The following is a 23,354-nucleotide window of genomic DNA, read 5'->3' on the forward strand; positions in this document are numbered from 1 at the left end:
CGAAAATCACTTGAGCAGGCGCCCTGCCCTCAAGGCCTCGGGCGGGGCGCCGGTGCCCGGCCGTAAAGGCCGGGCATGAACAGGTCGATTACTCGGCCGCTTCCGACGTCGGCGCCGGTCCCACCTTGGAGTTGTGCAGGTCGACGTTGAGGCCGAGCGAGCGCATTTCCTTGACCAGCACGTTGAACGATTCCGGAATACCGGCCTCGAACGTGTCGTCGCCGCGCACGATCGCCTCGTACACCTTGGTACGGCCGGCGACGTCGTCCGACTTCACCGTCAGCATCTCCTGGAGCGTGTACGCCGCGCCGTAAGCCTCGAGCGCCCACACCTCCATTTCGCCGAAGCGCTGGCCGCCGAACTGCGCCTTGCCGCCCAGCGGCTGCTGGGTGACGAGCGAGTACGGACCGATCGAACGCGCGTGGATCTTGTCGTCGACCAGATGGTGCAGCTTGAGCATGTAGATGTAGCCCACCGTCACCTTGCGATCGAACGGATCGCCGGTGCGGCCGTCATAGACGGTCGACTGGCCCGAAGCGTCCAGACCGGCAAGCTTCAGCATCTCCTCGATGTCGGCTTCCTTGGCGCCGTCGAACACCGGCGTCGCGATCGGAACACCGCGGCTGAGGTTATGGCCAAGCTCGATCAGCTCGTTGTCGTTGAGCGACCTGATCGTCTCGTCCTCGCCGTAGACCTTCTTCAAGGTTTCCTTCAGCGGCTTGATGTCCTGCTTCGACAAATAGGCATCGACCGTCTGGCCGATACGCTTGCCGAGGCCGGCGCAGGCCCAGCCGAGATGGGTCTCGAGGATCTGTCCGACGTTCATGCGCGAGGGCACGCCGAGCGGATTGAGCACGATGTCGGCATGGGTGCCGTCTTCGAGGAACGGCATGTCCTCGATCGGCACGATCTTCGACACCACGCCCTTGTTGCCGTGGCGGCCGGCCATCTTGTCGCCGGGCTGGATCTTGCGCTTCACCGCGACGAAGACCTTGACCATCTTCATCACGCCGGGCGGCAATTCGTCACCGCGCTGCAGCTTTTCGACCTTGTCGAGGAAACGCTGTTCAAGCCCCTTCTTCGACTCGTCGTACTGCTTCCGCATGGCCTCGATCTCGGCCATCAGCTTGTCGTTCGGCGAAGCGAACAGCCACCACTGCGACTTCGGATACTCCTCGAGCACCGCACGGGTGATCTTGGTGTCCTTCTTGAAGCCCTTGGGACCGGCAATGCCCTGCCGCCCCTCGAGGAGCTCGGCAAGACGGTTGTAGACGTTGCGGTCCAGGATCGCCTGCTCGTCGTCGCGGTCCTTGGCCAGACGCTCGATCTCTTCCCGCTCGATCGCCAGCGCACGCTCGTCCTTGTCGACGCCGTGACGGTTGAACACGCGCACTTCCACGATCGTGCCCTGCACGCCCGGAGGAACGCGCAGCGAGGTATCGCGAACGTCGGAAGCCTTCTCGCCGAAGATGGCGCGCAGGAGCTTCTCTTCCGGCGTCATCGGGCTCTCGCCCTTCGGCGTGATCTTGCCGACCAGGATGTCGCCGGCGCGCACTTCCGCACCGATGTAGACGATACCGGCTTCGTCGAGGTTCTTCAGCGCTTCTTCCGAGACGTTCGGAATGTCGCGGGTGATTTCCTCAGGGCCAAGCTTGGTGTCGCGGGCCATCACCTCGAATTCTTCGATATGAATTGAGGTGAACACGTCTTCCTTCACGATCCGCTCGGAGAGCAGGATCGAGTCTTCGAAGTTGTAGCCATTCCACGGCATGAACGCGACGAGCACGTTCCGCCCCAGCGCGAGCTCGCCCAGATCGGTCGACGGACCGTCGGCGATGATGTCGCCCTTCTTGACGATGTCGCCGACTTTCACCAGCGGACGCTGATTGATGCAGGTCGACTGGTTGGAGCGCTGGTATTTCATCAGCCGGTAGATATCGACGCCCGACTTGGTCGGATCGAGATCTTCCGTGGCGCGGATGACGACGCGGGTCGCGTCGATCTGGTCGATCACGCCGGAACGGCGCGCCGCAATCGCGGCACCCGAGTCACGCGCAACCACGCCTTCCATGCCGGTGCCGACGAACGGCGCCTCGGCGCGAACCAGCGGCACCGCCTGGCGCTGCATGTTCGAGCCCATCAGCGCGCGGTTGGCGTCGTCGTTCTCGAGGAACGGGATCAGCGCCGCGGCGACCGAAACGAGCTGCTTCGGCGACACGTCCATGTAGTCGACCTTGTCGGGCGTCACCGGCAAGACTTCGCCGGCGTGACGGCAGACCACGAGGTCTTCGGTGAAACGGCCCTTCGGGTCGAGCGGCACGTTGGCCTGCGCGACCGTGTAGCGGCCCTCTTCCATCGCCGAGAGATACACGACCTCGTCGGTGACGCGGCCGTCCTTGACCTTGCGGTACGGCGTCTCGACGAAGCCGTACTTGTTCACGCGCGCGAAGGTCGCGAGCGAGTTGATCAGGCCGATGTTCGGACCTTCCGGCGTCTCGATCGGGCAGATGCGGCCGTAATGCGTCGGATGCACGTCGCGCACCTCGAAGCCGGCGCGCTCGCGGGTCAGACCGCCCGGTCCAAGTGCCGACAGGCGGCGCTTGTGGGTGATCTCCGACAGCGGGTTGGTCTGGTCCATGAACTGCGAGAGCTGCGAGGAGCCGAAGAACTCGCGCACGGCGGCAGCCGCCGGCTTGGCGTTGATCAGGTCCTGCGGCATGACCGTGTCGATGTCGACCGAGGACATGCGCTCCTTGATCGCGCGCTCCATGCGCAGGAGGCCGATGCGGTACTGGTTCTCCATGAGCTCGCCGACCGAGCGCACACGGCGGTTGCCGAGATGGTCGATGTCGTCGATCTCGCCCTTGCCGTCGCGCAAATCCACCAGCGTCTTGATGACGGAGAGGATGTCTTCCTTGCGCAGCGTGCGCTGGGTGTCGGGCGCATCGAGGTCGAGGCGCATGTTCATCTTGACGCGGCCGACCGCGGAGAGGTCGTAGCGTTCGGCGTCGAAGAACAGCGACTGGAACATGGCCTGCGCCGAATCCAGCGTCGGCGGCTCGCCCGGACGCATCACGCGGTAGATGTCGAACAGTGCATCCTCGCGCGTCATGTTCTTGTCCGCCGACAGCGTGTTGCGGATGTAGGGGCCGACATTGACGTGGTCGATGTCGAGCAGCGGCAGCTCCTTGTAGCCGTGCTCGTTGAGCCCCTTCATCAGCTTGTCGGTGATCTCCTCACCGGCTTCAGCGTGGATCTCGCCGGTCTTCGGATTGACGAGGTCCTCGGCGACGTAGTTGCCGACCAGCTCCTCATCGGACATGCGCAGCGCCTTCAGCCCCTTCTCCTGGAGCTGGCGGGCGGCACGGACGGTGAGCTTCTTGCCGGCCTCGAGCACGACCTTGCCGGTATCGGCGTCGATCAGATCGTTGACGGTCGAGTAGCCGCGGAAACGGTTGGCGTCGAACGGAACGCGCCAGCCTTCCTTGGTCCGCTTGTAGAGGATCTTCTTGTAGAAGGTGCTGAGGATCGCCTCGCCGTCGAGGCCGAGGGCGAACATCAGCGAGGTCACCGGAATTTTGCGGCGACGGTCGATACGCGCATAGACGATGTCCTTGGCGTCGAACTCGATATCGAGCCAGGAGCCGCGATACGGGATGACGCGGGCGGCGAACAGCAGCTTGCCCGAGGAATGGGTCTTGCCCTTGTCGTGATCGAAGAACACGCCGGGCGACCGGTGCATCTGCGAGACGATGACGCGCTCGGTGCCGTTGACGATGAAGGTGCCGTTCATCGTCATGAGCGGGATGTCGCCCATGTAGACGTCCTGCTCCTTGATGTCCTTCACCGACTTCGCGCCGGTTTCCTCGTCGATATCGAACACGATGAGGCGCAGCGTCACCTTGAGGGGAGCCGCGAAGGTCATGCCGCGCTGGCGGCACTCGTCGACGTCGTATTTCGGCTGCTCGAACTCGTAGCGGACGAACTCCAGCATCGAGGTGCCCGAGAAGTCGGAAATCGGAAACACCGAGCGGAAGACCGCCTGCAGACCCTCGTCGAGACGGCCACCCTGGGGTTCATCGACCATCAGGAACTGGTCATAGGACGCCTTCTGAACCTCGATGAGGTTCGGCATCTCGGCGACTTCCTTGATGTGTCCGAAGAACTTGCGAACGCGTTTGCGACCGGTGAATGTCTGCTGCGCCATCGTGGCCTCTCATTTTCGTCGCCCGCTCCGGGCGCGCCGTCCGGGACGCGGCTGCCACCGCTCCCCGGGTTGAATTTTTCGAACCCGTTTTGGGGACCGGAGACTCAGGTTCAGGCGAGAATGTCCTGAATCTGTTCTTCAGACCTTCAAAACGCAAAACGACGCGCGGGGCGCTGGTGCGCGCCCGCCCGTCACAACGATTGTCTTCACGGACTGCAAAAGCCCGAAATAGCCTGCTCTCCCAACGGCTTACAGGGAAATCCTGGCATCCCTGCCCACCGCGCTTTCGTGCTGCCGAACCGATATGGGGCGACAATAGTGCAGATTCGAGGGTGAAACCCGCAAATCCCCACACTTTTTCGTGTTCGGCCCGCGTCGGAACGTTCCGTCGCACGCCTTTTGCATCCGGCACACCCCTCATTGAGGGGCAAGCCAGGATCCCGGGCTTCGCTGACGCTCGCCCGGGATCCCGTCAGTAAGCGCTGCTTACTTGAGCTCGACCTTCGCGCCAGCCTTCTCGAGCTGGGCCTTGATCTTGTCGGCTTCGTCCTTGTTCACGCCTTCCTTGACAGGCTTCGGCGCGCCCTCGACGAGGTCCTTTGCTTCCTTCAGGCCCAGGCCGGTGATGGCGCGGACTTCCTTGATGACCTCGATCTTCTTGTCGCCGGCGCTGGCGAGAACGACCGTGAACTCGGTCTTCTCTTCCGCCGGAGCGGCGGCAGCGCCGCCACCAGCCGGACCGGCCACGGCGACAGCCGCGGCAGCCGAAACGCCCCACTTTTCTTCGAGGAGCTTCGCCAGTTCAGCAGCTTCGAGCACGGTGAGGCTCGAGAGGTCGTCAACGATCTTCTGCAAGTCAGCCATTGTTCAGTTTCCTTACGTGTAAGTCTGGTTCGGGTTTGAGTTTTGCGAAGGGCGTCAGGCCGCTTCGCCCTTTGAGGCATGAGCCTGGATGACGCGCGCGAGCTTGCCCGCGGGCGCATTGGCGAGCTGAGCGATCTTGGTCGCCGGGGCCACAAGCAGGCCGACGATCTTGGCGCGCAGTTCATCAAGCGACGGCAGCGAGGCAAGCGCCTTCACGCTGTCGACATTCAGGACGGTCTTTCCCATCGAGCCGCCAATGATGACGAACTTTTCGTTCGCCTTGGCGAATTCGACGGCGACCTTTGGCGCCGCTACCGGATCGTTCGAAGTGGCGATCACGGTCGGTCCCTTCAGCATGGGGCCGATGGCAACGACGTCAGTGCCTTCAAGAGCAATTTTGGCGAGACGGTTCTTCGAGACCTTCACCGAGGCACCAGCCTGCTTCATCTGCATGCGCAGCTTCTGCATCTGGGCAACGGTCAGGCCGGAATATTGGGCAACGACCGCGACGCTCGTGGTCTTGAAGACCCCGTTGAGCTGTTCGACCGCTTCCTTTTTTGCCGCTCGTTCCACAGCAAGCTCTTTCCGGTTGGCGGCCATCGCGAAAGCGGGACCGCCGGGTTGCACCCATCGTCCCACCCAAAACCTGAACCTCCGGGCCAAAACCCATCGGACACGCGCCGGGCGAGACGACGATTCAAAGCCTGCCCTCCGGGAGCCCCTGAAGGCCCACGGCGTGTCGAGGTCCGAACCAGACCCGTTTCGCGAGGCCAGCCCTTAAAGCTGGATGCGAAGTGAAATCCGGTCTTCACCCGTCTGTGCAGGCCATGCGATTAAGCCGTTGAGAATCGAAATTCCTCGCTGGCGCCTGCAGTCTTGGACAGGACAAGGTCAGCCGGCGAACCGCCCGACCTCTGCCCACATTCCGCCAACTGACGGGTTTTCCCTCCTTTTCGGGCAAATCCTCACGGACGTCCTGAAAAGGATGACCTCCTGTCGTGTCGGGTTTTCTGAATGCGTGCACGAACGCGCCAGCCGAGGCCGGCACGTCCGGAGGCGGTTCTTTAACCGCTCCGGGCGTGCTTGCCAAGAGCAAAATTCACACCAGTTCCAATCTGTTGCCGCGGGCGCTTGACCCGGGCCGATAAGGACCGATTCAGGCCGATTTGACCCCGTAAGGCAGCGGCCGGCCCGCGAAGAACGCGCTCAGGTTCGCCAGCACGCAGTTCTGCATCGCAACGTGCGATTCGAGGGTGTGGCCGCCGATATGCGGGGCGAACACCACGTTCGGCAGCGCGGTCAGCGCGTCGGGCGCGTGCGGTTCCTTCTCGAACACGTCGAGGCCAGCGCCAGCGATGGTCTTGTCGGAGAGGGCCGCGACCAGGGCATTCTCGTCGATCACCGAGCCGCGGGAGATGTTGACGACGTAGCCGTCGGCGCCGAGGCGCTTCAGGATGCCGGCGTTGACGACATGCTGGGTCTCGGTTCCCGCCCGGACCGCGACCATCAGCACGCTGCACCAATCGGCTAGCGCCTCCAAGGTCGGGAAATATTGATAGGGCAGATCGTATTTGTTGCGGCTGAAATAGCCGACCTCGCTCTCGAAAGCGGCGCAGCGCACCGCGATCTTGCGGCCGATCGCGCCCATGCCGTAGACGCCGATGCGGCGGCCGGGCATGCCGGCCTGCGGGCGCATCATCGGCGACTGCTTCGAGGCGGCCCAGTCGCCGCTGCGGACATATTGGTCGGCGACCAGGATCCGGCGGGTCGTCGCCAGCATCAGGGTCATCGCGATATCGGCGACCGAAGCCGCATTGGCGCCCGGGCTGTGGCCGACCGCGATATTGCGGGTCGCTGCCGCCTCCAGGTCGACGCCGTCATAGCCGGTGCCGTAGCAGACGATGGCGCCGAGTTTTGGAAACAGATCCATCGCCTCCGCACCGAGCGGCGAGCCCCCCGCCGTTAGCATCGCGCGGACGCCGCCGAGTTCGTCGGCCGAAAACACCTCCCCCGCGGGCTTGCCGCCGGCGTCGAGCAATTCGAACCGCTCCGCGAAACGCGCCATCATCGACTTGGGAAAGCGCGAATAGATCAGGACCTTGTCAGCCATTGTTCTTGTTTCCGGTGAAGCCTTCACAAACGACGAGGGGCGGAATCGGTTGCCCAATTCCGCCCCTCGCCTCATGCAATTTCCAGACTTAGCCGAGGATGGTGCCCGGCTCGACCTTCACGCCCGGGCCCATCGTCGAGGACACCGCAACGCGCTGGATGTAGGTGCCCTTGGAACCGGCCGGCTTCGCCTTCGAGACAGCATCGGCCAGAGCCTTGATGTTCTCGACCAGCTTCTCTTCGGAGAACGAGGCCTTGCCGACGCCGGCCTGCAGAATGCCGGCCTTCTCGACACGGAACTCGACCGAGCCGCCCTTGGCACCCTTCACCGCACCGGTGACGTCCATGGTGACGGTGCCGATCTTCGGGTTCGGCATCAGGCCGCGCGGGCCGAGCACCTTACCGAGACGGCCGACCAGCGGCATCATGTCGGGGGTGGCGATGCAGCGGTCGAAATCGATCGAGCCGTTCTGCACCTTCTCGACCAGGTCTTCGGCGCCGACGACGTCGGCACCTGCAGCCTTGGCCTCATCAGCCTTGGCGCCACGGGCGAACACGCCGACGCGGAGCGTACGGCCGGTGCCGTTCGGCAGGGTCACGACACCACGGACCATCTGGTCGGCGTGACGCGGATCGACGCCGAGATTGATCGCGACCTCGATGGTCTCGTCGAACTTCGCCTTCGCGCGTTCCTTGACCATCTTGATGGCGTCCGCGAGCGGATAAAGCTTTTCGCGGTCAACACCTTCGCGGGCTTTGTTCAAACGCTTTCCGATTGCCATGACCGCTTACCCCGCCACTTCCAGACCCATCGAACGGGCAGAGCCCTCGACCATCTTCATGGCCGATTCGATCGAGTCGCAATTCAGATCCTTCATCTTCTTCTCGGCGATCTCGCGCACCTGCGCCTTGGTCACCTTGCCGGCCTTGTCGCGGCCCGGCGCCTTCGAGCCTGACTGGATCTTGGCGGCCTGCTTGAGGAAGAACGACATCGGGGGCGTCTTCATCTCGAACGTGAACGAACGATCGGCGTAGATCGTGATCACGACGGGAATCGGGGTGTTCTTCTCTTCCTTCTGGGTCTGGGCGTTGAATGCCTTGCAGAACTCCATAATGTTGAGACCGCGCTGACCGAGCGCGGGACCGATCGGGGGCGAAGGATTCGCCGCACCGGCCGGGACCTGAAGCTTCAGGTATCCGGTCACTTTCTTTGCCATGTATCACTCCTGTTGTGCCGGCATGTCGCCGGCGGTTTCAGGTTCGTGGTCGGGATCAACAGGCGGCTGGCAACCGCCCTCGTCCTCCCACGGCCTCTCTTCTCCCTCGCCCCGCTCTGCGAGGAGAGGTAGACAAACGGTCAGACCTTCTCGACCTGACCGAATTCCAGTTCGACCGGCGTGGCGCGGCCGAAGATTGACACTGCGACCTTCACGCGCGAGCGCGCCTCGTCGATTTCCTCGACGACACCCGAGAACGAAGCGAACGGGCCGTCGGCCACGCGCACGTTCTCGCCAATCTCGAACGACACCGACGCCTTCGGCCGTTCCACGCCCTCCTGCACCTGGTGCAGGATGCGCATGGCTTCGGCTTCCGAGATCGGCATCGGCTTGTTTTCGGCGCCGAGGAAGCCCGTAACCTTCGGCGTGTTCTTGATCAGATGAAACGCCTCGTCGGTCAGCTTCATCTTCACCAGCACGTAGCCCGGGAAGAACTTGCGTTCGGCGTCGATCTTGCGGCCGCGGCGCACTTCCGTGACCTTCTCGGTCGGAACCAGCACCAGCTCGAACAGCTCCTCGAGCCCGCGCTGCTTGGCCTGCTCGCGGATCGATTCGGCGACCTTCTTCTCGAAGTTCGAATAGGCGTGGACGATGTACCAGCGCTTGTCAGACAGTTGAGCGGTTGCTGTTGCCATCAGTGAATGCCCAGAAGGAAGGTGATGAGGACCCGGATGATCTGGTCGGCGGCGAAGAAGAAGATCGAGGCCACGGCGACCATGACGAACACCATGATGGTGGTGATCGTGGTCTCGCGGCGGGTTGGCCAGGTGACCTTGGCCGTCTCCGAGCGTACTTCCTGCAAGAACTTGAACGGGCTGACTGCCATCGTTTTGATGTCCAACGTCCGTCGACAGACGCGAATGAATTTCAGGGATCCGAACAGCCGCCGTTGGCCCAGCCCTCTGTCTCGAAGGATGAGCCGGAAACCGGGCTCGGTTGTTCGGGGATTTCAAAGCCGCGCCGGAGATCCGCGTCTAACGGGCCGGCTGCGAGTGCGGGGTATCTACTGCGGATGGGACCAAAGGTCAAGATATAGGGGACTCGCCTCGACGAGCCGCCCTTCCCGGGCGTTGGAGCAGAGCCCAGACGAATCAAGAACTTATCTGCCCCACCCTCGCAACGCCTGACCGCAGCTTCCGGCCGGTTCCTCAGAACGCCCCAATGGAGCGCTCGCCTCTTCGGCGCCCTCGCGCGGTCAGTCGGCCCGGTCGACCATCGAAGTGCCCGGCAGCGGCACCACGAACTTTCCGCCTTCGGCGAAATAGCGGGCGTGCTTGGCCCGGATCGGGTCGACATAACGCCAGGCGAAAACGACGACGAATGCCGGCTTGCGCTCGTAAAGGGCGGCGGGCGGCAGGATCGGGATGTCATAACCCGGGCCGGCCATCACGTTCCCCTTGTTGGGGTCGTCGTCCACCAGGAAGTCGATCTTGTTCTCAAGGCCGAACTGCGGCAGCAGGGTCGTGGTGCCGACCGAGACGCCGTAGCCGGCAACGAGCTGCCCGCGCGCATGGGCGGCATCAGCCATCGCGACCAACTCGTCGCGGATGGCGGCGATCCGCTTCACGTAGGGCGCATAATAGGCTGGCTGATCGACGCCGAGCCGTTCTTCCTCGGCAACGAAGCGCGCGACCTCGGCCGACGGTTTCTTGGCGCCACCGGAACGCTGCACGGTCACGCGGATCGAGCCCCCCTTGGTCCAGATGTGCTGGACGTCGATCAGCTCCATGCCGAGCCGGGCAAAGAAACGGATCAGCGGCTTGATGTTAAAATACGACAGATGCTCGTGATAGACGGTGTCGAGCAGGTTCTTCTCGGTGACGTCGACGCCGTATTGCGTTTCGAAGACGAACAACCCGTCCGGCGCCAGCACGTCGCGAACCCCGATCACCAGCGGATCGAGATTGTCGACATTGGCGATCATGTTGTTGGCGATCACGACGCTCGCCGCACCGTGGCTCTGCAGGATGCGGTGACCGATGGCATCGGTGAAGAAATCGCCGATGGTCTCGATCCCCGCCTCCGTCGCGCGCCGCGCGATGTCGACCGCGGGATCGACACCCAGCACCCGCATACCGCGCTCTTTGAAGTAGCCGAGCAGCGATCCGTCGTTGCTGCCGAGCTCGACGACCAGCGAGCCCGGCGCGATGGCAAAGCGGCTGACGACGTCGTTGGCATAGCCAGCAAAATGCTCGCGCAGGCCGAGCGAGAGCGAGGTGGTGTAGACGTAGTTGCGGTACTGGATCTCGGGATTGCCGACATGGAGGATCTGCAGATGACCGCAATCCCGGCACAGGTGCAGCGCCATCGGCACCGCGGCCCGGAACACGGGATCGTCGACGCTGGCGTCCGGGACCTGGAAGTTCGGCGTGCCGATGGGCATACCTGCCATCGGGACGACCAGCTCTTGCTTGTCCGAATGACAGAGGCGGCAGGTATGACGGACGTAGAACAGATTTTTCATCGTGGAACCGAAAAATGAGATGCGCGGGCGGGTGAGGCAATCCCACCCTGTGAAAACCAGACCTGCAGCAACGAGCTGAAACGGGTCATGGGTGGCTCGAGACTTCCTTGCCCAGCCCGTCGTAGCTGGGAGCTTCCTCCGCCGCCTTGGCGGCCTTGTCCGCGGAATACGAGCCGCGCTCCGGACTTGCCAGCCAGATCCCGCCGCCGACGAGCCCGATGATTACGCTGATGGCGCCCAGCAGGAGCGACACCGACAGCGCTTCCTCGGAAGGCACGCCCGCCAGACCGAGGCAGGCGACCATCGCCCCCTCACGAACGCCCCAGCCGCTGATCGAGATCGGGACGGCCGTCAACAGCACCACCGGCGGAATCAGGACGACGGCGTCCAGCACCGAGAGCTGCGCTCCGACACCACGCGCCAAGGCGTAGCAGGCCGCAGCGGTCACGAGATGGATGAGGAGCGCCGATCCGAACAGCAAAGCGCGGCGCTCGGACTGCAGGAGAAGAAACCTGACAAGCGTTCCGAACCGGACGAAGCTTGCGATCGCCGGATGCGCAATGAGGCGCCTGGGCAGACGGTCGAGCGTCAACAGGACCACGGTGCCGGCAACGCCTGCCAGCGTCAGCCCGCCGATGGCCAGGATCGCGGCCTGATTGGACACGCGCGATAGCAGCAACGGCAATCCGGCCACCATCAGCACGATCAGCCCGATCAATGCCGTGAAACGGTCGGCCGCAACGCCCTTGACCGCCTCCGGCCACTGCACGCCGCGCTGGCGCAGCAGCCACATCCGCACCGCGTCCCCGCCGACCGACGACGGCAACACCTGATTGAACCAGAGGCTGATCATGAGGATCCGCCAGCCCGCGAGCCAGTCCAGCGACACACCGAGGGCGCGCATGATCAGCTCCCACCGGCCGTTGAGCACGAAGGTCTGGAAGAAGATCAGCGCCAGCGCGAGGACGAACAGGAAAGGATCGACCGAGACGAGATGGCTGCGCAACCGTTGCAGGTCGAGACCGCGCGCGATGTAGACCAGCACGGCGATCGACAGCAGCAGCTTTACCGAAAACAGGGCCGCCTGTTTGAACCGCGACTGCATCGGGTGCCCGCCTCAGGATGCCGGATATTCCGCGCGACCGATGACGAGGTCGATCGCGGCCATCATCCAGAACTGGTGCGTGGTCTCGACAATGTTGTAGCTGCGGCTGTCGACCCAGAAATTGACGTCGCCGAGATTGCGCAGCGGATTGTCCACATTCATGCCCGACAGCCCGATCACGTCGAGCTTCATTGTCCGCGCTTGCGCAACCGCATTGAGGATGTTCTTCGAGCGTCCCGACGAACTGATCGCGACGAGACAGTCGCCGGCACGTGCATTCAGCCGCACGGCGTGCGCGATCCAATCCTCGAACCCGTAGTCGTTGGCAAGGCACGACATCATGCTCGCGTCGCTGAAGCAGAGCGCAGGCACCGATGCGTTCTTCGCAAGATCAATCGCCAGATGCGAGGCGATGCCGGCCGAGCCGCCATTGCCGATGAAGATGACGCGGCCGCCCTGCTCGCGCGTGCGCAACCAGATTGTGCGGGTGGCGGAGATCCCGGCAAAAACGCCGTCGTCAATCGCCGTCGCGCGATGGAGGCGCCCCACATAATCGTCGAGGAAAGCCTTGTGATCGGGATCGACGGACTCGACAGGCATGGGCTGGCGGCTCGGCTGCAACATGACGCCCTGATACCGGCTATTACTAGGGATTGCAAAGGTATAATGCTTGCAAAGTTGGCGAGCGGCTGATAGTCGGCTTTCGAGTTTCCCTTAACATTGGCGGGCCTGTTTCGCTGGGCATTCGCGTCACGGATGTTCCCCATGAAATGCATTGTCACCGGTGGCGCAGGTTTCATCGGAAGTCACCTCGTCGATCGCCTCCTCGATGATGGCCATGAGGTCATCGCGCTCGATAATTTTGTGATCGGTCGCCCCGAAAATCTGGCTTCGCGCGCCAATTCGAGCCAGTTGAAGGTCGTGCGGGCGGATGTCACGGACCTGGAATCGATCAAGCCGTATTTCCACGGAATCGACTGGGTCTTCCACCTCGCGGCGCTGGCCGACATCGTTCCCTCGATCGAGTCCCCGATCCCGTATCATCGCGCCAATGTCGACGGCACGGTCAACGTTCTCGAGGCGGCACGGCATGCGGGCGCCAAGCGCTTCATCTACGCCGCATCGTCATCCTGCTACGGCATTCCCGACGTCTATCCGACGCCCGAGAGCGCCGAGATCCGGCCGATGTATCCCTACGCCCTTACCAAGAACCTCGGCGAGCAGTGCGTCATGCACTGGTGCCAGGTCTACAAGCTGCCCGCGGTCGCGCTCCGCCTGTTCAACGTGTATGGGCCGCGCCATCGCACCACTGGCACCTACGGCGCCGTGTTCGGCGTGTTCATGGCGCAGAAGCTCGCCGGCAAGCCCTTCACGGTGGTCGGCGACGGCGAGCAGACGCGCGACTTCACCTTCGTCAGCGACGTCGCCGACGCCTTCGTGACCGCCGCACGCTCCGATATCTCGCATGAGATATTCAACGTTGGCTCGGACAACACCTACAGCGTCAACCGGCTGGTCGAACTTCTCGGCGGCGACAAGGTGCACATCCCCAAGCGTCCGGGCGAACCCGACTGCACCTACGCCGACATCACCAAGATCAAGCGGGTCCTGAACTGGACGCCGAAGGTGAAATTCGAGGACGGCGTTGCGACGATGCTGAAATCGATGGATCAGTACAAGGACGCGCCCCTCTGGACGGTCGACAAGATCGCCGACGCCACCAAGGACTGGTTCAAATATCTCGGTGACGACAATGGCTCGCCGCAGAAGGCAAGCTCTTGAACAGGTTCGCGGGATATCGTTGCTGCGAGTCGATCAATTTCGGGCCGGCCATCTGAGACCTACCGGCGCTTTGGGTAATTCACATGGGTAATGCTCCGACAGACAAGCCGAACGGCCATCCGGCACCGCACGAGAAGATCAAGACGATCGAGGACCTCGGCGCGGTTGCACGCGCCGCGCAGGCAAAGGGCCAGACCGTCGCGTTGTGCCACGGCGTGTTCGATCTGGTGCATCTCGGCCACGTCCGGCATATCCTGGCGGCGCGCAACGAGGCCGACGTGGTCATCGTGACCATCACCGCCGACCGTTTCGTCAACAAGGGCCCGGGGCGACCGATCTTTCCGGAGAACATGCGCGCCGAGATGCTGGCCGCGCTCGGCACGGTCGACTGGGTCGGCATCAACCGGACCTCCAGCGCCGAGCCGGTCCTCGATACCGTGCGCCCCGACATCTACGTGAAGGGCTCGGATTACGAAAACCCCGAGGATGACGTCACCGGCAAGATCGCCACCGAGCGCGAGGCCGTCGAACGTCACGGCGGGCGAGTCGTCTTCACGCGCGACGTGACCTTCAGCTCGTCGTCGCTGCTGAACCGCTACTTCGACATCTACGATCCGCCCCTGCGCGACTACCTCCAGAAGGTGCGCGAAGGCGGCGGCGCCGAACGCCTGCTGAAGCTGATCGACAAGATCCAGGACATGCACGTCGTGCTGGTCGGCGATACCATCATCGACGAATACCAGTACGTCACGGCGCTCGGGAAGGCTTCAAAGGAGAACATCGTCGCTACGCTGTTCAAGAATGGCGAGCAATTTGCAGGCGGCGTCATTGCCGCGGCCAATCACGTGGCGAGCTTCTGCAAGTCGGTGGAGATCGTCACGACGCTGGGTGGCAAGGACTACCCCGAAGAATTCATTCGCGCGCATGTCCGCCCGAACGTCACGGTCACGCCGATCCGCATTCAGGGCCGCCCGACGACGCGCAAATTGCGGTACGTCGAGATGGGCTATCTGCACAAGCTGTTCGAAGTCTACACCATGGACGACACGCCGCTCGACGAGACCGCGCGCAAGGAGATCGACAAGGTCACCGCGGAACGCGTGCGCGGCGCGGACGTGGTCATCGTCACCGATTTCGGTCACGGCATGATCGCATCCAGCACGATCGACACGTTGATCGCGAACTCCAAATTCCTGGCGGTCAACGCCCAGAGCAACAGCGGCAACCACGGCTACAATCTGATCACGAAGTATCCGCGGGCCGACTACGTCTGCATCGACGCGCCGGAAGCGCGCCTGGCCGCGACCGACAAGTTCAACGACATCGCGTCGGTGATCGAGGACGGCCTGCACCGCAAGATCGATTGCGACAACATGATCATCACGCACGGCTCGTTCGGCTGCTACCCCTTCTCGTCGAAGACCGGCGTCGCGCGCGTGCCTGCTTTCACCAAGACCGTGGTGGACACGGTCGGCGCCGGCGATGCCTTCCTGACGATTACGGCGCCGCTGGTGGCGGCCGGCGGCAATATCGAGGACGTCGCCTTCATCGGTAACGCGGCGGGCGCGATCAAGGTCGGCATCGTCGGTCACCGCAGCTCGGTCGAAAAGGCGCCGCTGGTCAAATTCGTCACCGCCTTGTTGAAGTGACGCCAACGAGAGATTTGGAGAACGACAGTGATTGATCAGAAATGGAACGTGATGGTCACCGGTGGTGCCGGCTATGTCGGCAGCGTACTGGTTCCCCGGTTGCTGGCGGCCGGCCACAAGGTCACTGTGCTCGACCTCTTCATGTACGGCGACGACGTCTTCAACGCCGTTCGCGACAATCCGAACCTGCGCCTGATCAAGGGCGACATCCGCGATGAGGCCGCGATCAACGAGGCTCTGCGCGGCAACAATGCGGTGATCCACCTCGCCTGCATCTCCAACGACCCCTCGTTCGAGCTGGACCCGGGCCTCGGCAAGTCCATCAACTACGACTGCTTCCGTCCGATGGTGCGCGCCGCGAAGAAGGCCGGCATCAAGCGCTTCATCTATGCCTCCTCGTCGAGCGTCTACGGCATCAAGGACGAGGCGGAGGTGACCGAGGAACTGTCCTGCGAGCCGCTCACGGACTACTCCAAGTTCAAGGCGATGTGCGAGACCGACCTCGCCGACGAAGCCGCGTCCGGCTTCGTCACCTGCACGGTTCGTCCCGCCACCGTCTGCGGCTACGCACCGCGGCAGCGGCTCGACGTCGTCGTCAACATCCTGACCAACCTCGCGGTCAACACCGGCCGCATCCGCGTGTTCGGCGGAACGCAGAAGCGGCCCAATCTGCACATCGAGGACATGTCGGCGGCCTATCTGTTCCTGCTTCAGCAGGACGACGCGAAGATCGACGGCAAGACCTACAATATCGGCTACGAAAACCACTCGCTGATGAAGATCGCCGACATCGTCAAATCGGTGGTCGGAAACAACGTCGACGTGGCCGTCGAGCCGACCGACGATCTGCGCTCCTACCATGTGTCTTCGGAGAAGATCCGCCGCGAGCTTGGATTCGCGCCGACGCACACCATCGAGCAGGCCGTGTCCGGCCTCGTGGATGCCTTCAAGGCCGGCCGCCTGCCGAACTCGCTGAACGATCCCCGGTACTTCAACATCAAGATGATGCAGAACATCAGCCTGAAGTGAGCGGCGTGCGGATCGGCATCGATTTCGACAACACGATCATCTGCTACGACAAGGTCTTTGCCGCCGTCGCGCGCCAGCGTGGGCTGGTGCCGGAGGGCTGGGTCGGGCTGAAGACCGAGTTGCGGGATCTGTTGCGGTCCCGCGCCGGCGGTGAGCTTGCCTGGCAGGGGCTGCAAGGCTTCGTCTACGGCAAGGGCATTGGCGGCGCCGAGATCTATGCGGGGGTTCGGGAGTTTCTCGCATCGTGCCGCGAGGCGAGCGCGAGCGTCTACATCGTCAGCCACAAGACCCAGTTTGGTCACCAGGACCCGGAGCGCGTCGATCTGCGCGAGGCCGCGCGCGGCTGGCTGAAGGGCGCGGGCCTCATCGACGTCGCCGATGCGGCGTTGGCGTCCGGCAATGTCTATTTCGAGGACACGCTGGCGGCCAAGGTGGAGCGGCTCGCGAGCCTGCAGCTCGATATCTTCATTGACGATCTCGTCGATGTCTTCGAGCAACCGCGTTTTCCGAAGGCGACGCGATCGATCCTGTTCACGCAGTCGCGGCATCCTCATCCCGAGCATTGCGAGCCGATCGCGACCTGGGCGGATATAAGCCGCGGAGTGTTCGCGCAATGAGCGAGCCGGAGATCAGCGTACAGGATGCGATCTCGATCGGCAGCCGCCTCTCCGGGGCAAGGGTCGCGGGCGCCCAACCGGCGCGATCAGGCGGCAACAACAGGGTGTTCCGGCTGGAGACGGCGGAGGGTCCGCCCCTCGCCCTCAAGCAATATCCGTCCGACGGGCGCGATCGCCTGGGACAGGAATATGACGCGCTGTCCTTTCTGTCGCGCCACGGCATCATCTCGACACCGCGCCCGGTCGCGAAGGACGCGGATACGTTCTGCGCGTTGTATCAATGGTTCGACGGCGAAGCGGCGGTGCTGCGCCCCCAGGACGGCGATGCCGACCAGCTGGCCGATTTCCTGATCGAATTGCAGAAGCTGCGCGAGGCCGAGGGTGCGCAGACTTTGCGGAACGCCTCAGCCAGCATCTTTTCGCCCGAGGAAGCCGTCGCCCAGTACGAGCAGCGTCTGGACGGACTAAGACGGGCCTCGGTTGATCATCCGGACCTGCGCGCGTTCATCGATGGCAACCTGGTTCCCAGCACCGCCGCCGCCATTCAGCGGCTCCGTCGACGCTACGCGGAACTGGGCCGGGATCCCGCAGCGGACCTGGCGCCGGCCCATCGCGCATTGAGCCCGTCGGATTTCGGATTGCACAACGCGCTGCGCACCGAAGATGGCAGGCTGCGCTTCATCGACTTTGAATATTTCGGCTGGGACGATCCGGTCAAGCTCGTGTCCGACACCGCGATTCATCCTGGCAGCGATCTGCCCGCGGCCAGCGCGAACCGATTGATCGAACGGCTCTCACGCGCCTTCGAGGCTGGGGATGACGCGTTTGCGATCCGCCGAGACGTACTGTATCCTGTGTTCGGGGCGATTTGGTGCCTGATTGTCCTGAATGCTTATTTGCCGGAAAGCCGCTCCCGGCGTGCCCTGGCTGCGCAAGGTGGCGATCTAACGGTCCGCCTTGCCGGCCAGCTCGACAAAGCCCGCCGGCTCCATCAAACGATTTGCCAACGTGATCCAGATCTCACCCCACGCTGAAGCCGCCCTCACCTGCACGCTCGACGAGCGCAGTCTTTATTTGCGCCGCCTGGTCCTCGGTTCTGTCCGTTCTGCGGGACGCGGCCATGTCGGTCCTGCCCTGTCGCTGATCGAGATGGTGCGCGTGCTCTACGACGACGTGCTGCGGATCGATCCGAAAAATCCGCGCGATCCCAATCGCGACCGTGCGATCCTCAGCAAGGGACACGGTTGTCTCGCGCTCTACGCGCTGCTCGCCGACCGCGGCTTCTTCCCGCTCTCGGAGCTCGACGGCTTTTGCGGCGCCGACAGTATTTTGGGCGGACATCCCGAATACGGCATGGTGCCGGGGGTCGAGGCGTCGACCGGCGCGCTCGGGCATGGTCTGTCGATCGGCGTCGGTCTTGCGCTCGCCGCCCGCATGCGCGAGCGCAGCTACCGGACCTTCGTCCTGCTCGGCGACGGCGAGATCAACGAGGGATCGGTGTGGGAGGCCGCCATGGGCGCGGCCAAGCACGGCCTCGATAATCTGGTCGCGATGATCGACTACAACAAGCTGCAGAGCTACGGGCCGACCGACTACGTCCTGCCGCTTGAGCCGCTCGCGGACAAATGGCGTAGCTTCGGCTTTGCCGTGCAGGAGCTCAACGGCCACGACGTCGCCACCCTGCGCACCGTGCTGAAGCAGGTCCCGGCCGTTCCGGGCAAGCCCACCGCGATCATCTGCCATACCGTCAAGGGCAAGGGTCTGCCGGCCGCAGAATCCAACGCCGATTGGCATCACAAGAACAAGCTGACCGACAGCGAGCTCGACGCCATCCGCGTCGCCGTCGGCGATTTTTGATCGGCTCCCCATGCGCAACACCGCCATGAACATGGTCCACAAGCTCGCCGCGCGCGACGAGCGAGTGCTCTACATCGGCTCCGATCCCGGCGCCGGCACGCTGCGTGCGATGAGCAAGGAGTTTCCCAAGCGCCATCTGATCGAGGGCATTTCGGAAGCGCACATCATCGGCATGTCCGCTGGCCTGGCGATGGAAGGCTTCGTGCCTTACGTCAATACCATCGCGACATTCCTCACCCGCCGCTGCTACGAGCAGGTGGCCGTCGATCTCTGCCTGCACAATCTGCCGGTGCGGCTGATCGCCAACGGCGGCGGCCTCGTCTATGCACCGCTCGGCCCCACGCATCAGGCGATCGAGGACATCGCCATCATGCGGGCGCTGCCGAACATGACGGTGATCTGCCCGTGCGACGCCGACGAGGCCGCGCGCATGATGGACAAGACGCTCGACTGGACCGGACCGATCTACATCCGGCTCGGCAAGGGCGGCGACGCCGTCGTCTCGAAGGCCGAGCACGGTTTTGAGATCGGCAAGGCCATCCTGATGCGGCCACCGGGCGACGTCCTCATGGTGACCACCGGCATCATGCTTCAGCGCGCAATCGCCGCAGCCGACCTCTTGGCCTCACAAGGCATTCGCGCCGGCATCCTGCACATGCATACGGTGAAACCGTTCGACACCGAAGCGCTGCTGCAGTCGGTTCGCGGCGTCAAGCTCGTGGCAACGCTTGAGGAGCACGTGCCCTCCGGCGGCCTCGGCAGCGCAGTCGCGGAGGCGTTGATCGACAAGCTCGGTTCAGGCCTGCCGGCGATGCTTCGGCTGTCGCTGCCGGACCGCTTCATGCACAATTACGGCTCGCAGGACTCACTGCTGAAGAAGCACGGACTTTCCGCGGCCGCGATTGCGACTTCGATCGAGCGCGCGCATGCCGCCTCGCACACCCCCTCTCCTCAACTCCATTCCACCTGACGGGTCACATGTACGACGTTCGATATTCCTATCTGCTCGAGCAATTCTCCGACCCCGCTCCCATCCTGGCCGAGATCGGCCGGCTGGTGGCGACCGGCGACTTCACCCTTGGCAAGCCGGTTGCCGAATTCGAGAAGCGCTTTGCCGACCTGATCGGCGTGCGTCACGCCATCGGCGTCGGATCCGGCACCGATGCGCTTAAGCTGCCGCTCAAGGCGCTCGGCATCGGCCATGGCGATGAAGTCATCACCGCCGCCAACACTTTCATCGCCACCGTCGGCGCCATCGCGGAGACCGGCGCGACGCCTGTGCTGGTCGACTGCGACGATTCGTTCTGCATGAATGTCGACCAGGTCGAGGCCGCCATCACTGAGAAGACCAAGGCGATCATGCCGGTTCAGCTGACCGGCGAGGTCACCGACATGGGCAAGCTGATGCCGATCGCCCAGCGCCACAATCTCCCCGTCGTCGAGGACGCCTGCCAGGGCATCTTGTCCGAGTTCGCCGGCAAGCGCTCCGGCACCCACGGCATCGCGGCCGGCTTCTCCCTGCATCCGCTCAAGAACCTCAACGTCTGGGGCGATGCCGGCGTCGTCGTCACCAATGACGACGGTATGAACGAGAAGCTCCGTCTGATCCGCAATCACGGCATGAAGAACCGCGACGAGATCGCGATTCTCGGCTGCAATTCGCGGCTCGATTCCCTGCAGGCTGTGGTCGGCAACTGGCTGATCGGCCAGACCAGCGAGATCACGCGGCGCCGGATCGAGAACGCGGCCTACTACGACGCTGGCCTTGCCGGCCTGCCCGGCCTGCGCGTTCCGCCGCGCCGGCCCAACGTGAAGCACGTCTACCATCTCTACATGGTGTTCGCCGAACGCCGCGACGAGCTCTACCAATACTGCCTGGACAACGGCATCGAGGCCAAGATCCACTATCCCATCCCGCTGTATCAGCAGGAAGGCCTGAGGCATCTCGGTTACGCGCCCGGTACCTTCCCGGTCACCGATCGCCACGCCAAGGAAGTCATCAGCTTCCCCGTCGACCAGCATCTGACGCGCGCCCAGCAGGACCGCGTCGTCGAGACCGTCAGGAAGTTCTGCCATGGACGCTGACACCGGCCGCCGGCGCATCGGTTACGTCAATCTTCCCGCACAATTCGAGGAAGAACGCGCCGAGATCATGCAGGCGGTCGAGGGCGTGTTTTCCCGCGGCGATTTCATCGGCGGCGCAGCGGTCGGAAAGCTCGAGGAGGAATTGTCCGCCTATCTCGGCTCGCCACATGTGGTGACGCTGAATTCCGGCACCGACGCGCTGATCCTCGCCATGAGGGCGCTCAACATCGGTCCCGGCGACGAGGTGATCACCCCGCCGAATTCGTTCGTGGCATCGACCGCCGCGATCATCGCGGTCGGCGCCACGCCGGTGTTTGCGGACGTCCTGCCGGACCAGAACATCGATCCGGCCGCGGTCGAGGCCGCCGTCACGCCGCGCACCAAGGCGATCATGCCGGTGCATCTGACCGGGCGCATGGCCGACATGACCCCGCTGATGGCGATCGCGGACAAGCACGCGCTCGCCGTGATCGAGGACAGCGCCCAGGCGGTCGGCTCGACCTATGACGGCCGGATGAGCGGCACCATCGGTACGTTCGGCTGCTTCTCCGCCCATCCGCTGAAGAATCTCAATGCGGCGGGCGATGCCGGCTTCCTCGTCACCGCCGACGCCGAGCTCGCCGCACGAATCCGCCGGCTGCGCAATCACGGTCTGATCAACCGCAGCGACGTCCAGGAATGGGGCATCGTATCACGGCTCGACACGCTCCAGGCGGAAGTGCTGCGGATCCGCCTGCGCCACCTGCCCTCGGTGATCGAGCGCCGGCGACGCGGCGCCGCGCAATACCGCGCCGAGCTCGCAGGGCTCCCTCTGTTCATTCCGCCCTGCCGCAACATCGAGTTCAACACCTTCCATACCTTTGTGGTGCAGACCGACCGCCGCAACGACTTCCAGAAATTTCTGGCCGACAAGGGCATCGAGACCGCCATCCACTATCCGGTCCCGATCCATCTGCAGCCGGCGGCGGCTCATCTGGGCCACGGCCGCGGCGCGTTCCCGGTGACGGAACGACAGGCGGACCAGATCCTCACGCTTCCGATCAACCAGTTCCTGTCGGCCGCCGATATCAGCTATATCTGCGCGACCGCCCGGGAGTATTTTGCATGACGGATACGGACTTCCTTCAGGCCGACGAGCAGGCGCTGGCGCAACGCTTCATCGACAACGGCTTCGTCACCACGCCGGCCGACGATCGCGCCGGGCTCGACCGGATCCAGCGGCGCGCTGCCGAGCTCGCGGCGGACTATCTGAAGCTGCCGCACAGCAACGATCCCTACGCCATGCTCGACAGCATCCACACGCGAGTGAGTGTGGACGATCTCAACGGCCTGCGGCTGCACGTCTTCAACGGCCTCAACGCCGAGCCGTGGTTCCGGCCGACCTATTTCCGCCTGGCGCGCTCGACGATCGAGATCATTGTCGGCAACGAGCTGTGCATGCAGCGCCGCGTCAATCTCAGCATCCAGATGCCCGGCGACGATTCCTCGCTGCTCGCCACCCATTCCGACGTCTGGTCGGGCGACTCGCCGTTCGAGGTCGTGGTGTGGGTTCCGCTGGTGGACGTCCACCACACCAAGGCGATGTACCTGCTGCCGCCGTCGCTGAACGGCGACATGCAGGACCGGATGGCCGATCTGCGCAGCGCAGAGGAACTGTACAAGACGATCAAACCGCACGCGACCTTCATCGAGATTCCCTACGGTCACGTGATGCTGTTCAACCAGACCCTGATGCACGGCAATCGCGTCAACGAGGAGCCCGGCACGCGCTGGAGCATGAACTGCCGGTTCAAGAGCATCATGTCGCCCTACGCGGACAAGCGCTTCGGCGAGTTCTTCGAGCCGATCCTGCTGCGTCCGGCGACGCGGGTCGGCATGCAATACAAGCTGCCGGGAGGCTTCCATGGCTGAGCGAGCCGGCCATCGCGGCTATATCGGCGCCCGGCCGCTGAACGGCAGCCGCACCCCTCAGCACGTCCAGAACATCGTGATCCGCGACTACGCGCGGCGCAAGAACCTGCAATTTCTGCTCAGCGCCGTCGAGCACATCATGCCCGGCAGCTACATGGTGCTCGAGGACATCCTGGACGAGCTGCCCCGCCTGAACGGCATGATCCTTTACAGCATCTTCATGCTGCCGCCCGACGAGGCACGGCGACGGGAGATCTACGACCGCGTGCTGCGCGAGGGCTGCGACCTCCACGCGGCTGTCGAGGAAATCACGCTGTCGTCGCCGAAGGACATCCAGGCCGTCGAGGACATCCTGCTGGTCAATAAATACGCGACCATCCTGTGACGATGCCGCGGAC

At 63.7% G+C, this 23,354-nt stretch carries 22 protein-coding genes; 11 read left to right on the forward strand and 11 right to left on the reverse strand.

Going from position 1 to position 23,354, the window contains the following annotated elements; genetic code table 11:
* Positions 1 to 88: 88 nt before the first annotated feature.
* The 11 genes from rpoB to IVB26_RS25025 all read right to left on the reverse strand — a co-directional run bounded on the left by rpoB (position 89) and on the right by IVB26_RS25025 (position 12,626).
* The gene (rpoB, locus tag IVB26_RS24975; protein ID WP_247967833.1) at positions 89 to 4,207 is read right to left on the reverse strand and encodes a DNA-directed RNA polymerase subunit beta; all 4,119 of its coding nucleotides are present in this window, start codon (positions 4,205 to 4,207) and stop codon (positions 89 to 91) included.
* A 486-nt stretch (positions 4,208 to 4,693) separates the two neighbouring features.
* On the reverse strand, positions 4,694 to 5,071 hold the full coding sequence (gene rplL, locus IVB26_RS24980; protein WP_247967834.1) for a 50S ribosomal protein L7/L12: 378 nt from the start codon (positions 5,069 to 5,071) through the stop codon (positions 4,694 to 4,696).
* 54 nt (positions 5,072 to 5,125) lie between these two features.
* Positions 5,126 to 5,644 (reverse strand): 50S ribosomal protein L10, encoded by a 519-nt coding sequence (rplJ, locus tag IVB26_RS24985; protein WP_247967835.1) that lies wholly within the window; start codon positions 5,642 to 5,644, stop codon positions 5,126 to 5,128.
* Positions 5,645 to 6,227: 583 nt separating this feature from the next.
* Positions 6,228 to 7,181, reverse strand: coding sequence for a 2-hydroxyacid dehydrogenase (locus tag IVB26_RS24990; RefSeq protein ID WP_247967836.1), 954 nt, complete (start codon positions 7,179 to 7,181; stop codon positions 6,228 to 6,230).
* A gap of 88 nt (positions 7,182 to 7,269) precedes the next feature.
* Positions 7,270 to 7,962 (reverse strand): 50S ribosomal protein L1, encoded by a 693-nt coding sequence (gene rplA, locus IVB26_RS24995; RefSeq protein WP_014494487.1) that lies wholly within the window; start codon positions 7,960 to 7,962, stop codon positions 7,270 to 7,272.
* Positions 7,963 to 7,968: 6 nt separating this feature from the next.
* Complete coding sequence (rplK, locus tag IVB26_RS25000; protein WP_006611824.1) at positions 7,969 to 8,397, reverse strand: 50S ribosomal protein L11; 429 nt, start codon at positions 8,395 to 8,397, stop codon at positions 7,969 to 7,971.
* Positions 8,398 to 8,537: 140 nt separating this feature from the next.
* Complete coding sequence (gene nusG, locus IVB26_RS25005) at positions 8,538 to 9,092, reverse strand: transcription termination/antitermination protein NusG (RefSeq protein ID WP_007602985.1); 555 nt, start codon at positions 9,090 to 9,092, stop codon at positions 8,538 to 8,540.
* The gene (gene secE, locus IVB26_RS25010; RefSeq protein WP_007602984.1) at positions 9,092 to 9,283 is read right to left on the reverse strand and encodes a preprotein translocase subunit SecE; all 192 of its coding nucleotides are present in this window, start codon (positions 9,281 to 9,283) and stop codon (positions 9,092 to 9,094) included. The genes nusG and secE overlap by 1 nt, the downstream gene beginning before the upstream one ends.
* Positions 9,284 to 9,652: 369 nt before the next feature.
* The gene (locus IVB26_RS25015; protein WP_247967837.1) at positions 9,653 to 10,849 is read right to left on the reverse strand and encodes a class I SAM-dependent methyltransferase; all 1,197 of its coding nucleotides are present in this window, start codon (positions 10,847 to 10,849) and stop codon (positions 9,653 to 9,655) included.
* A gap of 157 nt (positions 10,850 to 11,006) precedes the next feature.
* Positions 11,007 to 12,026 carry a lysylphosphatidylglycerol synthase transmembrane domain-containing protein gene (locus tag IVB26_RS25020; protein ID WP_247967838.1) on the reverse strand — a complete coding sequence of 340 codons (1,020 nt, stop codon included), beginning with the start codon at positions 12,024 to 12,026 and terminating at the stop codon, positions 11,007 to 11,009.
* 12 nt (positions 12,027 to 12,038) lie between these two features.
* Entirely contained in the window at positions 12,039 to 12,626 is a 588-nt protein-coding gene (locus IVB26_RS25025; RefSeq protein WP_246916927.1) for an SIS domain-containing protein, read from the reverse strand.
* A gap of 165 nt (positions 12,627 to 12,791) precedes the next feature.
* On the opposite strand from IVB26_RS25025, the gene IVB26_RS25030 reads away from it, so the two are divergent.
* The 11 genes from IVB26_RS25030 to IVB26_RS25080 all read left to right on the forward strand — a co-directional run bounded on the left by IVB26_RS25030 (position 12,792) and on the right by IVB26_RS25080 (position 23,341).
* Positions 12,792 to 13,808 carry an SDR family oxidoreductase gene (locus IVB26_RS25030; RefSeq protein WP_247967839.1) on the forward strand — a complete coding sequence of 339 codons (1,017 nt, stop codon included), beginning with the start codon at positions 12,792 to 12,794 and terminating at the stop codon, positions 13,806 to 13,808.
* A gap of 83 nt (positions 13,809 to 13,891) precedes the next feature.
* Positions 13,892 to 15,457, forward strand: coding sequence for a PfkB family carbohydrate kinase (locus IVB26_RS25035; RefSeq protein WP_247967840.1), 1,566 nt, complete (start codon positions 13,892 to 13,894; stop codon positions 15,455 to 15,457).
* A 27-nt stretch (positions 15,458 to 15,484) separates the two neighbouring features.
* Positions 15,485 to 16,486, forward strand: a complete 1,002-nt coding sequence (locus IVB26_RS25040) for an NAD-dependent epimerase/dehydratase family protein (protein ID WP_247967841.1) — start codon at positions 15,485 to 15,487, stop codon at positions 16,484 to 16,486.
* A gap of 5 nt (positions 16,487 to 16,491) precedes the next feature.
* The gene (locus IVB26_RS25045; protein ID WP_247967842.1) at positions 16,492 to 17,103 is read left to right on the forward strand and encodes a hypothetical protein; all 612 of its coding nucleotides are present in this window, start codon (positions 16,492 to 16,494) and stop codon (positions 17,101 to 17,103) included.
* Positions 17,100 to 18,137, forward strand: coding sequence for an aminoglycoside phosphotransferase family protein (locus tag IVB26_RS25050; protein WP_247967843.1), 1,038 nt, complete (start codon positions 17,100 to 17,102; stop codon positions 18,135 to 18,137). Before IVB26_RS25045 ends, IVB26_RS25050 begins: the two co-directional genes overlap by 4 nt.
* On the forward strand, positions 18,112 to 18,960 hold the full coding sequence (locus tag IVB26_RS25055; protein ID WP_247967844.1) for a transketolase: 849 nt from the start codon (positions 18,112 to 18,114) through the stop codon (positions 18,958 to 18,960). The genes IVB26_RS25050 and IVB26_RS25055 overlap by 26 nt, the downstream gene beginning before the upstream one ends.
* A gap of 10 nt (positions 18,961 to 18,970) precedes the next feature.
* On the forward strand, positions 18,971 to 19,930 hold the full coding sequence (locus IVB26_RS25060; protein WP_247967845.1) for a transketolase family protein: 960 nt from the start codon (positions 18,971 to 18,973) through the stop codon (positions 19,928 to 19,930).
* Between the two features lie 8 nt (positions 19,931 to 19,938).
* Entirely contained in the window at positions 19,939 to 21,045 is a 1,107-nt protein-coding gene (locus IVB26_RS25065; RefSeq protein WP_247967846.1) for a DegT/DnrJ/EryC1/StrS family aminotransferase, read from the forward strand.
* A complete protein-coding gene (locus tag IVB26_RS25070; RefSeq protein ID WP_247967847.1) occupies positions 21,035 to 22,153 on the forward strand; it encodes a DegT/DnrJ/EryC1/StrS family aminotransferase in 1,119 nt (372 codons plus the stop codon). The genes IVB26_RS25065 and IVB26_RS25070 overlap by 11 nt, the downstream gene beginning before the upstream one ends.
* Positions 22,150 to 22,956, forward strand: coding sequence for a sporadic carbohydrate cluster 2OG-Fe(II) oxygenase (locus tag IVB26_RS25075; RefSeq protein WP_247967848.1), 807 nt, complete (start codon positions 22,150 to 22,152; stop codon positions 22,954 to 22,956). The genes IVB26_RS25070 and IVB26_RS25075 overlap by 4 nt, the downstream gene beginning before the upstream one ends.
* Complete coding sequence (locus IVB26_RS25080; protein ID WP_247967849.1) at positions 22,949 to 23,341, forward strand: LIC12192 family sporadic carbohydrate cluster protein; 393 nt, start codon at positions 22,949 to 22,951, stop codon at positions 23,339 to 23,341. The genes IVB26_RS25075 and IVB26_RS25080 overlap by 8 nt, the downstream gene beginning before the upstream one ends.
* The last annotated feature ends 13 nt before the right edge of the window (positions 23,342 to 23,354 follow it).

The sequence above is a fragment of the Bradyrhizobium sp. 195 genome, from assembly GCF_023101665.1.
Classification (GTDB): domain Bacteria; phylum Pseudomonadota; class Alphaproteobacteria; order Rhizobiales; family Xanthobacteraceae; genus Bradyrhizobium.

Coding starts and splice junctions, on each gene's coding strand:
- rpoB (WP_247967833.1), bottom strand. CDS start 4,207: ATGGCGCAGCAGACATTCACCGGTCGCAAACGCGTTCGCAAGTTCTTC.
- rplL (WP_247967834.1), bottom strand. CDS start 5,071: ATGGCTGACTTGCAGAAGATCGTTGACGACCTCTCGAGCCTCACCGTG.
- IVB26_RS24990 (WP_247967836.1), bottom strand. CDS start 7,181: ATGGCTGACAAGGTCCTGATCTATTCGCGCTTTCCCAAGTCGATGATG.
- rplA (WP_014494487.1), bottom strand. CDS start 7,962: ATGGCAATCGGAAAGCGTTTGAACAAAGCCCGCGAAGGTGTTGACCGC.
- rplK (WP_006611824.1), bottom strand. CDS start 8,397: ATGGCAAAGAAAGTGACCGGATACCTGAAGCTTCAGGTCCCGGCCGGT.
- nusG (WP_007602985.1), bottom strand. CDS start 9,092: ATGGCAACAGCAACCGCTCAACTGTCTGACAAGCGCTGGTACATCGTC.
- secE (WP_007602984.1), bottom strand. CDS start 9,283: ATGGCAGTCAGCCCGTTCAAGTTCTTGCAGGAAGTACGCTCGGAGACG.
- IVB26_RS25015 (WP_247967837.1), bottom strand. CDS start 10,849: ATGGCAGGTATGCCCATCGGCACGCCGAACTTCCAGGTCCCGGACGCC.
- IVB26_RS25020 (WP_247967838.1), bottom strand. CDS start 12,026: ATGCAGTCGCGGTTCAAACAGGCGGCCCTGTTTTCGGTAAAGCTGCTG.
- IVB26_RS25025 (WP_246916927.1), bottom strand. CDS start 12,626: ATGCCTGTCGAGTCCGTCGATCCCGATCACAAGGCTTTCCTCGACGAT.
- IVB26_RS25030 (WP_247967839.1), top strand. CDS start 12,792: ATGAAATGCATTGTCACCGGTGGCGCAGGTTTCATCGGAAGTCACCTC.
- IVB26_RS25035 (WP_247967840.1), top strand. CDS start 13,892: ATGGGTAATGCTCCGACAGACAAGCCGAACGGCCATCCGGCACCGCAC.
- IVB26_RS25050 (WP_247967843.1), top strand. CDS start 17,100: ATGAGCGAGCCGGAGATCAGCGTACAGGATGCGATCTCGATCGGCAGC.
- IVB26_RS25060 (WP_247967845.1), top strand. CDS start 18,971: ATGCGCAACACCGCCATGAACATGGTCCACAAGCTCGCCGCGCGCGAC.
- IVB26_RS25065 (WP_247967846.1), top strand. CDS start 19,939: ATGTACGACGTTCGATATTCCTATCTGCTCGAGCAATTCTCCGACCCC.
- IVB26_RS25070 (WP_247967847.1), top strand. CDS start 21,035: ATGGACGCTGACACCGGCCGCCGGCGCATCGGTTACGTCAATCTTCCC.
- IVB26_RS25075 (WP_247967848.1), top strand. CDS start 22,150: ATGACGGATACGGACTTCCTTCAGGCCGACGAGCAGGCGCTGGCGCAA.
- IVB26_RS25080 (WP_247967849.1), top strand. CDS start 22,949: ATGGCTGAGCGAGCCGGCCATCGCGGCTATATCGGCGCCCGGCCGCTG.